We start from the raw sequence: 12,630 nt of genomic DNA on the forward strand, positions 1-12,630 counted from the left end.
GGAATCTTCCCGGCTTGTGCCATTGGCCAGCATGTTCACTATAGTCATGCCGGACTACCGCCCGAACTCGATGGCGCTTGAAGCTCACTGGAGAACCGAGATCATCGCGTTATGTCGGATGCTCCCAAAAATCTCGCAGTCGATTTTCGCGGGATAAGGGTCGGGGCGGATACCAAAATACGGTTTTCGCGCGGCGCGGTGGTTTGAGTGAGCAATTCCAAAGCGTGCGACGCAATCTGGTCAAAGGGAACGCGCAATGTCGTCAGAGGCGTCGAAAGATGGCTAACGATGGGAATGTCGTTATAGCCGATGAGCGAAATGTCGTCGGGAACGGATAGACCCATCTTGTTCAGCGCAGAGAGCGCGCCGATCGCCGTATTGTCATTGACGGCAAAAATCGCCGTGGGTCGACAGTCGAGCGCCATCAGCGTCTGCACCGCTTCGGCGCCTGACTGGATGCCGAATGTTGATGGGACGATGAGTGCGGGATCGACCGAAATGCATGCCTCGGCAAGCGCCTGCTTATATCCTTCGACACGTCCGGTGGCGCTGGAGGCGTAACCCGGTCCGGCAATCACGCCGATCCGTTGATGTCCGAGATCAAGCAAATGGCGTGTCGCCAGATATCCACCCAGGCGATCATCGCCAACGGCTGAGAGGCTATGATGATCCGTTCGCAAAGCCAGCACATAGGGGACGCCACGCTCGTTCAGTTCATCCGGGAAGGTGTCGTCGTCCCGTGCCGTTGAAAGAATGAGCCCGTCGACACCGCGGTTGAGCAGCGATTCCGCGGCCACGCGATCCGCCTCCGGATTATCTTCCGTCGTCGCCACGATGGCGAAACGACCGGTGCGGGCACAGGCTTTGACGATTGCCTCATAAAGCATCGCCATCACCGTATCGGTGAGCCGAGGTACGATGACGCCGATCGTCATCGTATTGCCGCGCCGCAGACTGGCCGCGGAGACATCCCTCACGTAGCCCAGTTCCGCGGCAATTTTCCGTACGCGCCGTGCCGTCTCGCTGTCGGACCGCGGAAGGCGTTCGTCCAGAATGCGCGATACGGTCGATTTCGATACGCCTGCAGCAGCCGCCACGCTGTGAACCGTGACTCGCGGCTGACGCGAACGCTCTCTTGATTCCATGTGTGTTTTTCCATTCCAGCTCTGGTGCTGAGCACTCAAACATCACATTGCACGAAAAACGCCGTTGACTCCAGAACAATAAAGATCGATAACGGGAACGTTCCCATTAACGATCCCAACTGCTGATCGATAGAGGACAGCAGCTGATAAGGAGGAGAAATCAGATGCAACCCATGGATCTTCGTGGCCTGAGCCCGGCACCCGTCACCGCTTTCACCCGTGATGGCGAAGTGGACTACGCAGCCAATGCAAAAATCGCCAAGTGGTTGGCCTCGATGGACGGCGTAAAGAGCCTCGTCATTCTCGGTCATGCCGGCGAGGGCACTTTCCTGACGGAAGACGAACGTCTCGAACTCATCCGTGTTTATGTCGACGCTGTTGATGGGGAAATCCCGATCATCGCGGGTATCACCGGTGAGGGCACACGTGTTGCCGCAGCAGAAGCCAAAAAGTGCAAGGCTGCCGGTGCTACCGGCGCACTCGTCTATCCTAATCACGGTTGGCTGCGGTTTGGTTTCCAGAAGGGCGCTCCGCAGGATCGCTACAAGGCGATCTGGGAGGAATCCGGTCTTCAGGAAATCCTCTTCCAATATCCGGATGTGACGAAAGCCTCTTACGATCTCGATACGCAGCTGGCCATTGCCACCCAGCCGGGCGTTGTCGCCACGAAGAACGGCGTGCGCAATATGAAGCGCTGGTATGTCGAAATTCCTGAACTCAAGAAGGCCAATCCGAACTTGCAGGTTTTGAGCTGCCATGACGAATGGCTGCTTCCGACCATGTTCGATGTCGACGGTCTTCTCGTCGGTTATGGCAACATAGCGCCGGAACTCCTGGTCGATCTGATCAAGGCTGGTAAAGCACAGGATTATCCGAAGGCCCGCCAGATTTTCGAGCGGCTGCTACCGGTAACGCGCGCCGTCTACCATCGCGGTTCTCACATGGAAGGTACGGTCGCGTTGAAGCTCGGTCTCGTGCATCGCGGCATTCTGGATCACGCGACAATCCGCGAGCCGCTGAAGAACCTTGGTGAGAAGGCCGAGCAGGAGATTTTCGCCGCTTTTGAAGCCGCTGGTATTGGTCGCGTCGAGCGGCTTCTTGCTGCCGAATGATCGTCACGCCGTCTCGGCATTGGTCGGGACGGCAAACACTTGGAGCCGGATCGGCAGTCCAGCCGATTCGGCTCCCCTAATTGATGTCTGACAGCAACGTCTTAGAAAGAAGCAGAAGAGCAGAAACAAGGTCGCCGTCGGGAGAGAGCGGCGAGGGTGAGGAGGAACTCAATGAACATCATGCAGCCCGTAAAGGGCAACACGAAGGCCCTTGCGGATCCGCAGGCTGATATCAGCGCCAGGTTGGAACGTCTTCCGATTACCAGAGAAGTCTTCTGGGCGCGCAACATCGTCGGAGCGGCAACGTTTTTCGACGGCTACACGGTTATCGCAATCGCCTATGCCATGCCCGTTCTCGTGCGCGAATGGGGGCTTACCCCTGCCCAGACGGGCATGATCCTGTCGATGGGATATCTCGGTCAGCTGATCGGCGCGATCTTGTTTGGCTGGCTTGCTGAAAAGGTCGGGCGCCTGAAAGTGCTGCTCTTCACCATCCTTCTCTTTGTCAGCATGGACGTGGCCTGCCTCTTTGCCGCTGGTGCCGGAATGATGATGGGCTTCCGCTTCGTGCAGGGGATTGGAACCGGCGGCGAAGTGCCGGTTGCCAGCGCCTACATCAACGAGTTGATTGGCTCGAAAGGACGTGGCCGTTTCTTTCTGCTCTACGAAGTGATGTTTCTGCTCGGCCTCGTGGGCGCCGGTCTGATCGGTTACTCCATGGTGCCGGTCTATGGTTGGAAAGCCATGTTCGTCGTCGGTCTGGTTCCTGCCATCCTGATGATCCCGCTGCGTTGGTTCTTGAAGGAATCGCCCCGCTGGCTTGCCGCGAATGGCCGCTATGATGAGGCCGACGCTATCGTCTCTCGCATGGAGGAAAGTGCACGCGCATCCGGCAAAGAGCTTCCAGAGCCGCGCATCGTGGCAACGCCTGTGAGACGCAAATCCGACTGGAAGGAACTGTTCCAGGGCATCTATCTGAAGCGGACGCTCTCGATCTGGGCGATGTGGTTCTGCGCCTACATGGTGGCAAATGGAACAATCACCTGGTTGCCGACGCTCTATCGCCAGACCTTCAACCTGCCTCTCGAAACCAGCATCCTCTATGGCTTTATGACCTCTGCTGCTGGCGTCGTCGCAGCTGTCATATGCGCCCTGCTGATCGATAAGGTCGGCCGGAAACGCTGGTATGCTGGCGCCTTGCTTCTTGCTCCGATACCGCTCGTCATTCTCGCATGGCTTGGCGCGACCTCGCCAGTGCAGGTGCTGATCCTGGCCGGACTTGCCTACGCCATCGTGCAGACGGTCACTTTCTCGCTCTACCTCTATTCGGCGGAAATCTACCCGACCCGTATGCGTGCAATCGGTACCGGCACGGGTAGCGCTTGGCTGCGTCTCGGCTCTTCCGCTGGCCCGATGCTTGTCGGCTTCGTCATGTCATCCTTTGGTATCCAATATGTGTTCGCCACCTTCGCCGCCATCCTGGTTATCGGTGCCATCGTGACGATGCTGTTTGCGGTGGAAACCAAGGGCAAGGTTCTTGAGGAACTGTCACCGTAAAACGGTTCCTCAGCCTGACGACGCAAAAAAGCCGGGATCGACGTCCCGGCTTTTTTCGTAATGGATCAGGCTCTTTAAGCGGAAGCCAGCCCCGCCAGTGCCTTGACCAACCCTTGGGTCGAGCTGTCGTGATCGGCCGCACTTTCCTTGCCTTCCACCACGGGCAGCAGGCCGGTTGCTAGTTCCTTGCCGAGCTCCACGCCCCACTGGTCGAAGGAGTTGATGCGGAAGAGCACGCCTTCGACGAAGACGCGGTGCTCGTAGAGCGCAATCAGGCGTCCGAGTGCGAAGGGTGTCAGCTTGTCGTAAACGAAGGTGATCGATGGGCGGTTGCCGGTGAAGACGCGGTGCGGCGCGATGAAGTCGGCCTTCTTGTCGTCCATGCCCTTGGATGTCAGCTGTGCTTTGGCTTCCGCCAGCGTACGCCCCTTCATCAACGCTTCGGACTGGGCAAGGCAATTGGCGATCAGCAGCTGATGCTGATGGCGCAGTTCCTTCTCGAAGCCGTTGGCCGCGATCATGAACTCGGCGGGAATGATGCTCGTGCCCTGATGGATCAGCTGGTAGAAGGCGTGCTGGCCATTGGTGCCGGGTTCGCCCCAGACCACCGGGCCGGATTGGCCGTCTACCGGTGTGCCATCGATGGTCACACCCTTGCCGTTCGATTCCATGTCGAGTTGCTGCAGATAGGCCGGGAAGCGCGACAGCCGCTGGTCATAGGGCAGGATGGCGCGCGTCGGGTAGTTCAATACGTTGCGGTGATAGAAGCCGATCAGGCCAAGCAGCATCGGCAGGTTCTGGCGGAACGGCGCCTCGCGGAAATGCTTGTCCATCGCATGCGCGCCGTCGAGGAACTCGCCGAATTTTTCCGGGCCGATGGCGATCATCAGCGGCAGGCCGATGGCGGACCAGATGGAGTAACGTCCGCCGACCCAGTCCCAGAAACCAAAAATCCGGTCGCTGTCGATACCGAAGGCGGCGACCTTGTCGAGTGCGGTGGACACCGCGCAGAAGTGATGTTTGACGGCCTCTTCACCCAGCGCATCGGCGATGAACTTGCGGGCAGTCGCCGCATTCGTCATCGTTTCGATGGTGGTGAAGGTCTTGGAGGCGACGATGAAGAGCGACGTTTCCGGGTCGATCAGCTTCAGCGTGTCGGCAATGTGGGCGCCGTCGATGTTGGACACGAAATGCGAGCGGGGACCGTCATGGAAAGGCGCAAGAGCAAGCGTCGCCATGACCGGGCCAAGATCCGAGCCACCAATGCCAATATTGATGACGTCGGTGATCTTCTTGCCGGTTGCGCCCTTGAGCGAGCCGGAGCGGATCGCATCGGCAAACTTGCCCATGGCGGAAAGAACGTCGTTCACATCCGGCATCACGTCCTTGCCGTCGACGAGTACGGGCGTGTTCGAACGGTTGCGAAGAGCGGTATGGAGAACAGCGCGGCCTTCGGTGAAATTGATCTCCTTGCCGGAGAACATCTCTTCGCGCTTTTGCGCCACGCCGCCTTCGGCTGCGAGTTTTTCGAGCAGCGCCAGGATGTCGTCATTCACGGCGCATTTGGAGTAATCCATCAAAAGGTCGTCGAAGCGGGCGCTGAACCGTTCGAAGCGCTGACCATCTGCGGCAAACGCGCCTCGAATGTCCGTCGCGTTGGTGCTGGCGGCTGTGGATTTCAGGGTCTCGACGATGGCCTGCATGGAAAGCTCCTCATGCTCCGTGGAAGGATGAGGAAACTATTCTCTTTCATCGGGCCAAATCAAGGCGTGTTCGGCTGAATTATTCCAAACGACGCCAATCAGTTAGCCAGCTTTCTCAGTTCACGGCGCAGGATCTTGCCGACATTGGTCTTCGGCATTTCGGCGATGAACTCGATATGCTTGGGCCGCTTGTAGTTGGTGAGGCCCTCGGCGCAGAAAGCTTTCAATTCCGCGGCGGTCAAAGACTGGTCTTTCTTGACCACATAGAGCTTCACCGCTTCGCCGGAATGCTCGTCCGGCACGCCGACAGCGGCACATTCCTGTACACCCGGATGGGCCGCCGCCACTTCTTCGATCTCATTCGGATAGACGTTGAAGCCGGAGACGAGGATCATGTCCTTCTTGCGGTCGACGATCTTGGTGAAGCCGCGTTCATCCATCACACCCATGTCGCCGGAGCGGAAGAAACCGTCCGGTGTCATCACCTTGGCGGTTTCGTCCGGACGCTGCCAGTAACCGGCCATCACCTGCGGGCCACGAATGCAGATTTCGCCGACTTCGCCGATCGCCAGGCTGTTGCCGTCATCGTCGCGAATATCGATATCGGTGGACGGAACGGGAAGACCAATCGTGCCGCTGAAGTCGTTCAGATCGAGGCAGTTCACCGTGGCGACCGGCGAGGTCTCCGAAAGGCCGTAACCTTCGCTGATCGCCGTGCCGGTAATCGAGAACCAGCGTTCAGCCACCGGGCGCTGCACGGCCATGCCGCCACCCAGAACCAGCACCAGTGAGGAAAAGTCGAGCTTGCGGAAATCCTCATTGTTCATCAGCGCGTTGAACAGCGTATTGATGCCCGGAAAGACATGCGCCTTGTAGCCCGACAATTCCTTGACGAAGCCGGGAATATCGCGCGGATTGGCAATCAGCAGGTTGTGTCCGCCAAGCGCAATGCCCATCAGCGAATTCACCGTCAGCGCGAAGATATGATAGAGCGGCAGGGCGCAGACGAAATTCAGCACCTCGGGCCGGTTCTTTCGGGCGAAGACCGGCTCCATCCACAGCGCGATCTGCGCCTTGTTGGCCAGAAGATTGGCATGGGTGAGAACCGCGCCCTTGGAGATGCCGGTCGTACCGCCGGTATATTGCAGAAAGGCGACATCGCTGCGGGTCAGATTGACGGGTTTCAGCGTCGTGTCGCGCGCCTGTTTCAGCACGCTCTTGTAGCTGATCGCCTGCGGAAGAGCATAGGCGGGAACGAGCTTCTTGACCTTGCGCACCACGAGATTGACGATGTGACCCTTGAAGCCCAGAAGATCGCCCATGGTCGCGACGATCACGTGCTTCACATCGGTTTTCGGCAGCGCCTGTTGCACCACATGGGCGAAGTTTTCCAGAACGAACAGCGCTTTCGCACCGGAATCCTTCAACTGGTGCTCAAGTTCACGCGGGGTGTAGAGCGGATTGACGTTCACGACCGTCAGGCCAGCGCGCAGGATCGCGTAGGTCGCAACCGGGTTCTGCAGAATATTCGGCATCATCACCGCGACGCGGTCACCCTTTTGCAGACCGATGCTTTGCAGCCAGCCGCCAATGGCGCGCGTCTGTTCTTCAAGTTCGCGATAGGTGATGGATTTTCCCATACTGGAAAAAGCCTTGCGATCGGCAAACTGCTTGCAGCTTCGTTCCAGGAGTTCAGCGAGCGATGTGTAGCCGAGATCAGGCAATTCCACCGGTATGCCTTGCGGATAAGATGCAAGCCATGGCCGCTGCACGGCACGAGGCTCCTGACGAATCGCACTTGTATCGCTCATTGCTTTCCTCCCACGCTGCTCCTCGCAACCGTCCTCGGCATCCTTATCCATCTGAAGGGTCCTCATCCATCAGATTGTCTGCCGTCCTCGGCAACGAGGGTAGATGATGCTCCCGAAGTCATCCACTCACTTCAGCGTAATTAACTCTAACGTAAACGTCAACTCTTCCGAGTCACCAGCCGCGTGCTCTCGGAAATTTGCGTTTTGACTTTAATCCTGAATTGCGCAATCAACAAACTGACGTCGATGATGGATGTTTTTGATGACAGAGGTTGCAGCGCTACAACTGAATGGAATCGGCAAGGTCTTTGCCGGCTTGCCCGTTTTGAAAGATATCGATCTTTCGGTATCGAAGGGTGAGATCATCTGCCTGGTCGGCCGCTCCGGCTGCGGCAAGTCCACGCTGCTGCGCATCATCGCCGGTGTCGAGACGCCGGACGCGGGCAGCGTGCGTATGAATGGCACCGAGATTGCCGGCCCTTCCCGGTTCGTCGAACCGGAAAAGCGCCGCATCGGCTTCGTCTTTCAGGATTATGCGCTGTTTCCCCATCTGACCGTCGAACAGAATGTTGCCTTCGGGCTAAAAGGAATGCCACGAAAAGAGGCGCGCGCCCGCACCGCAGAGATGCTGGAGCATGTTCGCCTCTCGGACCTTGCCAAACGATATCCGCACACGCTTTCCGGCGGCGAACAGCAGCGCGTGGCACTCGCCCGCGCCTTGGCCCCGAAGCCTGAAATTCTGCTGATGGATGAGCCATTCTCCAACCTTGATCGCGGCCTGCGCGACAGCGTGCGCGAAGAAACGATAGGCCTGCTGCGTGCCCTTCAGACAACCGCGATCATGGTGACGCACGATCCGGAAGAGGCGCTTTCGGCCGGCGACCGCGTCGTTCTCATGCAGTCTGGCCATATCGTCCAGTCGGGGACAGGTTATGACCTGCACGACCGCCCCGTCAGCCGCTATGCCGCAGATTTCTTCTGTGCCTTCAACAAGGTGGAAGGAACGGTCAGAAACGGACATGTGGAAACGCCCATCGGCCGGTTCTCCCATGGCGGCAACTTGAAGGAAGGGGCGCCTGCTCTCGTCTATATTCGTCCCGCTGAGATCGAGGTGCAGGGCGACAGCACGTCTCACGCCAATCTTCTCTCAGGCCAGGTGTCGGGCCGCATGTTCATGGGCGAGATTGAGCAACTGTCGATCAGCGTTCCGGGTTTGCAGCGGGATCTGCGCGTGCGCAGCATGAAGCGCACACCGATCGATGTTACGGACGTTCGTCTTGCGGTCGATCCTCGGCAGGTACTGATATTTACCCAGGATTGAAATCCAAAAAATCGCTTCGGAAAATCCGGTAATTTTCAACTCAAAGTGAACATTTCGACTGATCGCCCATCAGATTAAACTTGATTTACATTATCATGTATGGTCAGTGCCTTCGACATCATTCAAGTCCGAAGGGGAGAGAGATGGGTTTTTTCAATACCAAAAATATTGCACTTCTAGCAGGCGTCACCGGAGCGGTTTTTGCAGGCGCGGCCAATGCTGCGGAAGTCAACATCTACACCACGCGTGAACCGGCTCTCGTTCAGCCATTGCTGGATGCCTTCAGCAAGGAAAGCGGCGTTAAGGTCAACACCGTCTTCATGAAGGATGGTCTTGCCGAGCGTGTGCTGAGCGAAGGCGCAAGCTCCCCAGCTGATATTCTGATGACGGTGGATGCCGGCAATCTCGTCGACCTCGTCGAAAAGAATGTCACCCAGCCAGTCGAGTCCAAGGTTCTGACCGAGTCCGTTCCCGCAGAACTGCGGGACGCAAAGGGCAACTGGTTCGCGCTCTCCATGCGTGCTCGCGTTCTTTATGCCGCCAAGGATCTCGACCTGACGACCTTCAACTATGAAGATCTGGCCGATCCGAAGTGGAAGGGCAAGGTTTGCATTCGCTCCGGCCAGCACCCCTACAACACCGCACTCTTTGCCGATTACATTGCCCATTACGGCGCTGAAAAGACCGAAGCCTGGCTGAAAGGCGTCAAGGACAACCTCGCCCGCAAGGCCGGCGGTGGCGACCGTGACGTTGCCAAGGACATCCTCGGCGGCATTTGCGATATCGGTCTGGCTAACTCCTACTATGTCGGCCTGATGCGCTCCGGCAAGGGCGGTGAAGAGCAGGTCAAGTGGGGCGAAGCGATCAAGGTCATTCTCCCGACCTTCAAGGACGGTGGCACCCAGGTGAACATCTCCGGTGCAGCAGTTGCCAAGAACGCGCCGAACAAAGCCGATGCCGTGAAGCTTCTCGAATACCTCGTCTCCGACGAAGCGCAGAAGATCTATGCTGAAGCCAACTTCGAATATCCGGTGAAGCCAGGTGCAACACTGAATGAGGTCGTTGCATCCTTCGGCACGCTGAAGATCGATCCCAAGCCGTTGACGGAAATCGTTTCCCACCGCAAGCAGGCGAGCGAACTGGCTGATAAGGTCGGCTTCGACAACTAAGGCTTCGGCCTCGGATCAGCGGTCCGGCATATGCATGACAAGGCGCCCGTTTCCCGCGGGCGCCTTCACCTTTTTCAGTATATCGATATTTCATGCACGACAAGGCTTGAGTACCCGCATGGTTTCAGACACCGCCAGTCCCACGACGATAAAGGCCAGACCAAGATTCCATGCGAATGTCTGGTGGCTGGTGGCATCGGCGGTGATTGCAGGGCTTGCCCTTCTGCCCGTGGCTGCATTGGTGACGGAAGCCATGCAGGGCTCGACGGGGCTGTGGGCACATCTTCGCGACACGGTGCTGGCGACTGCCTTGCCGGACACGCTGATTTTGCTTCTCGGCGTCGGGATTCTTGCAGGTATTCTGGGTACGGCGTCGGCCTGGCTCGTGGCAGCGCATGATTTTCCAGGGCGCGGCATTCTCGAATGGGCGCTGCTCCTGCCGCTCGCCATGCCCACCTACATCATGGCGTATGCCTATCTCGATATTCTCCACCCGCTGGGTCCCGTCCAAGGGGCAGTGCGCTGGCTGCTTGGATATTCCAGCCCGCGCGAGTTTCGCCTTCCCGATATCCGCTCCATGACGGGTTGCATCCTGCTGCTAGGCTTCGTGCTCTATCCGTATGTCTATATTCCCGTGCGCGCCATGTTCCTGACCCAGGCCGGCAATCTGCTCGAGGCTGCGCGGCTTCTGGGCACGTCTCGCAGATCGCTCTTCCTGCGGGTGGCCGTCCCCTTGGCGCGTCCAGCAATCGCTGTCGGTATCAGCCTGACCTTGATGGAAGCCCTGAACGATATCGGCGCTTCGGAATTTCTTGGCGTCCGCACCCTGACGGTGTCGATCTACACCACCTGGGTGACGAAGTCGGATCTGCCGGGAGCAGCGCAGATCGCCCTTTGCATGCTGGTGCTGGTCGTGGGCCTTGTGGCGCTGGAGCGCTGGGCGCGGCGCAGGCAGCGCTATGCGCTCTCCGCCCAGAAAAGCAGAACGCTCGAACCGCTGCGGATCGAGGGCTTTTGGGGTTGGCTTGCTTTTGTGCTCGGCAGCCTGCCGATCCTGATCGGCTTTGCCGGACCCGCACTCTATCTCATTACGCAGGCCTGGACGCGCTATCAGTTCAGCGGTGTGTCCGCGCGCTTCCACTCCGAGGCCGTGAACACGATCGTTTTTGCCGGACTTGCCACCCTCGTCACATTGTTTCTTGGACTCGTGGTTGCTTATGCCATGCGCATCGTGCCGGGCAGGGCGTCCCTATGGTCTTTCCGGCTGGCGACGGTCGGCTATGCTGCGCCCGGAACGGTGATCGCCATCGGCGTGCTGATCGCTCTTGGCGGCTTCGACAGGTTTGTCGATCAAACCATGCAGAGCTGGTTCGGCATCTCAACCGGGCTTCTGCTGATCGGCAGCGGGGCCGCCTTGATCTTTGCCTATACAGCGCGGTTCCTGACGATCGCCGCAGGCGGGATCGACGCTGGCTTGAGCCGCATTCCTCTCTCCTTCGATCACGCATCGCGCACTTTGGGGCGTGCGCCCGGCGCAACCTTCCGCCATGTGCATCTGCCGCTATCCAAGGCTGCCATGGCGGCCGCAGGCCTGCTGGTCTTCGTCGATTGCGTCAAGGAGCTACCGGCAACGCTGCTTCTGCGACCCTTGAACTTCGAGACCTTCTCGACGCAGCTTTATGGCGAGGCGGCGAGGGGGACCTATGAGGAAGCTTCGATTGCCGCCCTCGCCATCGTGCTGATCGGTATTCTCCCCGTTATCCTGCTGGCCCGCGTCGGCAAGCCGAAGACGGCCTCGGGCGTGATCTGACATCACCAACTCACGCAAATGCGATTGGGCGACCCGATGCGCTGTGGGAACGATTTTTCCACGGTTGGGTTAATTTGTCATAACGCACTCGAGAGGAGATCTATCATGCTTCACCATGAACCCCGTGCCGGTCAGGACCCATATGTCAAGGATACCCCAAGCTTCATCGCCAGCGATAAGGTTGAAGGTACGAACGTCTATGGCGCAGACGGCAAGAAGATCGGCTCGATCGAGCGTATCATTCTCGAAAAGCGCGGTGGCCGCGTTGCCTACGCTGTCTTGAGCTTCGGTGGCTTCCTAGGGATCGGCGACGAGTACTATCCGCTGCCTTGGGAAAAGCTCCACTATGATGAAGAACTTGATGGCTATCGCGTCGATCTGACCAAGGAACAGATCGAAAATGCGCCACGCTTCGCCGAACGCGAAGACGACAGCTGGTATGGCCGCGAGGACCGCAAGGTCTACGATTACTACGGCGTTCCGCCATATTGGATGTAAGAACACCACACGTTAAACGGCTCCGAAAGGGGCCGTTTTTCTGTGCGTACTAAGCGCAAAGAGGCAGCTGCTGTCGAATGGCTTCGGTGTGGTCACCAAAGTCCCTATTTCCAGAAAGGGACGCCCTTAAGCCCTGAGTCTTAGCCGTAGTACACATTGTCCTCGGGCGGCGCCCGGGGACGGCAGAAGCGGGATGACGGCATCTCCGACAGCATAAATGCCGCTCAGTGCGGCCTTCGTGTGGTTGCTTCCGACACTGCGTCTTCAAAGCAGCGGCGTGCTTCTTCAGGCGTCTTGCGTCCGTCGAGTGCTGCGCGGCATGCGCTGCGTGCTCGGACAAAGTTCAGCCCACGGGCGTGCGGCCAATTTTCGGTAAGTAGCGTCAGCGCATCGAAGGGGCCGGAGATCACGTTCCGGCTATTCTTGTCAAAGATGACTTCGACAGGTTCTGTCCATATGGTCTGCTTCATTGAACACCTCCCTAACAACCCAAGCTAACGCGTC

10 protein-coding genes are annotated in these 12,630 nt (G+C 58.3%); 6 read left to right on the forward strand and 4 right to left on the reverse strand.

What is annotated here, in order from left to right; genetic code table 11:
- Positions 1 to 101: 101 nt before the first annotated feature.
- Positions 102 to 1,145, reverse strand: a complete 1,044-nt coding sequence (locus tag ACTJKV_RS01360; RefSeq protein ID WP_440598405.1) for a LacI family DNA-binding transcriptional regulator — start codon at positions 1,143 to 1,145, stop codon at positions 102 to 104.
- Between the two features lie 164 nt (positions 1,146 to 1,309).
- On the opposite strand from ACTJKV_RS01360, the gene ACTJKV_RS01365 reads away from it, so the two are divergent.
- Together ACTJKV_RS01365 and ACTJKV_RS01370 are read left to right on the forward strand one after the other, a co-directional pair.
- The gene (locus ACTJKV_RS01365) at positions 1,310 to 2,257 is read left to right on the forward strand and encodes a dihydrodipicolinate synthase family protein (RefSeq protein ID WP_440598406.1); all 948 of its coding nucleotides are present in this window, start codon (positions 1,310 to 1,312) and stop codon (positions 2,255 to 2,257) included.
- A 171-nt stretch (positions 2,258 to 2,428) separates the two neighbouring features.
- Positions 2,429 to 3,814 (forward strand): MFS transporter, encoded by a 1,386-nt coding sequence (locus tag ACTJKV_RS01370; RefSeq protein WP_440598407.1) that lies wholly within the window; start codon positions 2,429 to 2,431, stop codon positions 3,812 to 3,814.
- Between the two features lie 74 nt (positions 3,815 to 3,888).
- On the opposite strand, the gene pgi is transcribed toward ACTJKV_RS01370, so the two are convergent.
- Positions 3,889 to 5,517, reverse strand: coding sequence for a glucose-6-phosphate isomerase (pgi, locus tag ACTJKV_RS01375; protein WP_440598408.1), 1,629 nt, complete (start codon positions 5,515 to 5,517; stop codon positions 3,889 to 3,891).
- A gap of 98 nt (positions 5,518 to 5,615) precedes the next feature.
- Positions 5,616 to 7,328 carry a long-chain fatty acid--CoA ligase gene (locus tag ACTJKV_RS01380; protein WP_440598409.1) on the reverse strand — a complete coding sequence of 571 codons (1,713 nt, stop codon included), beginning with the start codon at positions 7,326 to 7,328 and terminating at the stop codon, positions 5,616 to 5,618.
- Positions 7,329 to 7,590: 262 nt separating this feature from the next.
- Between ACTJKV_RS01380 and ACTJKV_RS01385 the strand changes: the two genes are divergently transcribed.
- The 4 genes from ACTJKV_RS01385 to ACTJKV_RS01400 all read left to right on the forward strand — a co-directional run bounded on the left by ACTJKV_RS01385 (position 7,591) and on the right by ACTJKV_RS01400 (position 12,126).
- Positions 7,591 to 8,649: an ABC transporter ATP-binding protein gene (locus ACTJKV_RS01385; RefSeq protein WP_440598410.1), complete on the forward strand. Its 1,059-nt coding sequence runs from the start codon at positions 7,591 to 7,593 to the stop codon at positions 8,647 to 8,649.
- Positions 8,650 to 8,792: 143 nt separating this feature from the next.
- Positions 8,793 to 9,818, forward strand: a complete 1,026-nt coding sequence (locus ACTJKV_RS01390; protein ID WP_440598411.1) for a Fe(3+) ABC transporter substrate-binding protein — start codon at positions 8,793 to 8,795, stop codon at positions 9,816 to 9,818.
- A gap of 118 nt (positions 9,819 to 9,936) precedes the next feature.
- Complete coding sequence (locus tag ACTJKV_RS01395; protein WP_440598412.1) at positions 9,937 to 11,628, forward strand: ABC transporter permease; 1,692 nt, start codon at positions 9,937 to 9,939, stop codon at positions 11,626 to 11,628.
- A gap of 105 nt (positions 11,629 to 11,733) precedes the next feature.
- Positions 11,734 to 12,126, forward strand: a complete 393-nt coding sequence (locus ACTJKV_RS01400) for a PRC-barrel domain-containing protein (protein ID WP_062445660.1) — start codon at positions 11,734 to 11,736, stop codon at positions 12,124 to 12,126.
- A 224-nt stretch (positions 12,127 to 12,350) separates the two neighbouring features.
- Here ACTJKV_RS01400 and ACTJKV_RS01405 read toward each other — a convergent pair whose 3' ends face one another.
- Positions 12,351 to 12,596, reverse strand: coding sequence for a DUF982 domain-containing protein (locus tag ACTJKV_RS01405; RefSeq protein ID WP_062427057.1), 246 nt, complete (start codon positions 12,594 to 12,596; stop codon positions 12,351 to 12,353).
- Positions 12,597 to 12,630: the final 34 nt, after the last annotated feature.

Origin of the sequence: Agrobacterium sp. 22117 (assembly GCF_052045735.1) — a bacterium.
GTDB classification, from domain to species: Bacteria; Pseudomonadota; Alphaproteobacteria; order Rhizobiales; family Rhizobiaceae; genus Agrobacterium; species Agrobacterium cavarae.

Coding starts and splice junctions, on each gene's coding strand:
- ACTJKV_RS01360 (WP_440598405.1), bottom strand. CDS start 1,145: ATGGAATCAAGAGAGCGTTCGCGTCAGCCGCGAGTCACGGTTCACAGC.
- ACTJKV_RS01370 (WP_440598407.1), top strand. CDS start 2,429: ATGAACATCATGCAGCCCGTAAAGGGCAACACGAAGGCCCTTGCGGAT.
- ACTJKV_RS01385 (WP_440598410.1), top strand. CDS start 7,591: ATGACAGAGGTTGCAGCGCTACAACTGAATGGAATCGGCAAGGTCTTT.
- ACTJKV_RS01400 (WP_062445660.1), top strand. CDS start 11,734: ATGCTTCACCATGAACCCCGTGCCGGTCAGGACCCATATGTCAAGGAT.
- ACTJKV_RS01395 (WP_440598412.1), top strand. CDS start 9,937: ATGGTTTCAGACACCGCCAGTCCCACGACGATAAAGGCCAGACCAAGA.
- pgi (WP_440598408.1), bottom strand. CDS start 5,517: ATGCAGGCCATCGTCGAGACCCTGAAATCCACAGCCGCCAGCACCAAC.
- ACTJKV_RS01380 (WP_440598409.1), bottom strand. CDS start 7,328: ATGAGCGATACAAGTGCGATTCGTCAGGAGCCTCGTGCCGTGCAGCGG.
- ACTJKV_RS01390 (WP_440598411.1), top strand. CDS start 8,793: ATGGGTTTTTTCAATACCAAAAATATTGCACTTCTAGCAGGCGTCACC.
- ACTJKV_RS01405 (WP_062427057.1), bottom strand. CDS start 12,596: ATGAAGCAGACCATATGGACAGAACCTGTCGAAGTCATCTTTGACAAG.
- ACTJKV_RS01365 (WP_440598406.1), top strand. CDS start 1,310: ATGCAACCCATGGATCTTCGTGGCCTGAGCCCGGCACCCGTCACCGCT.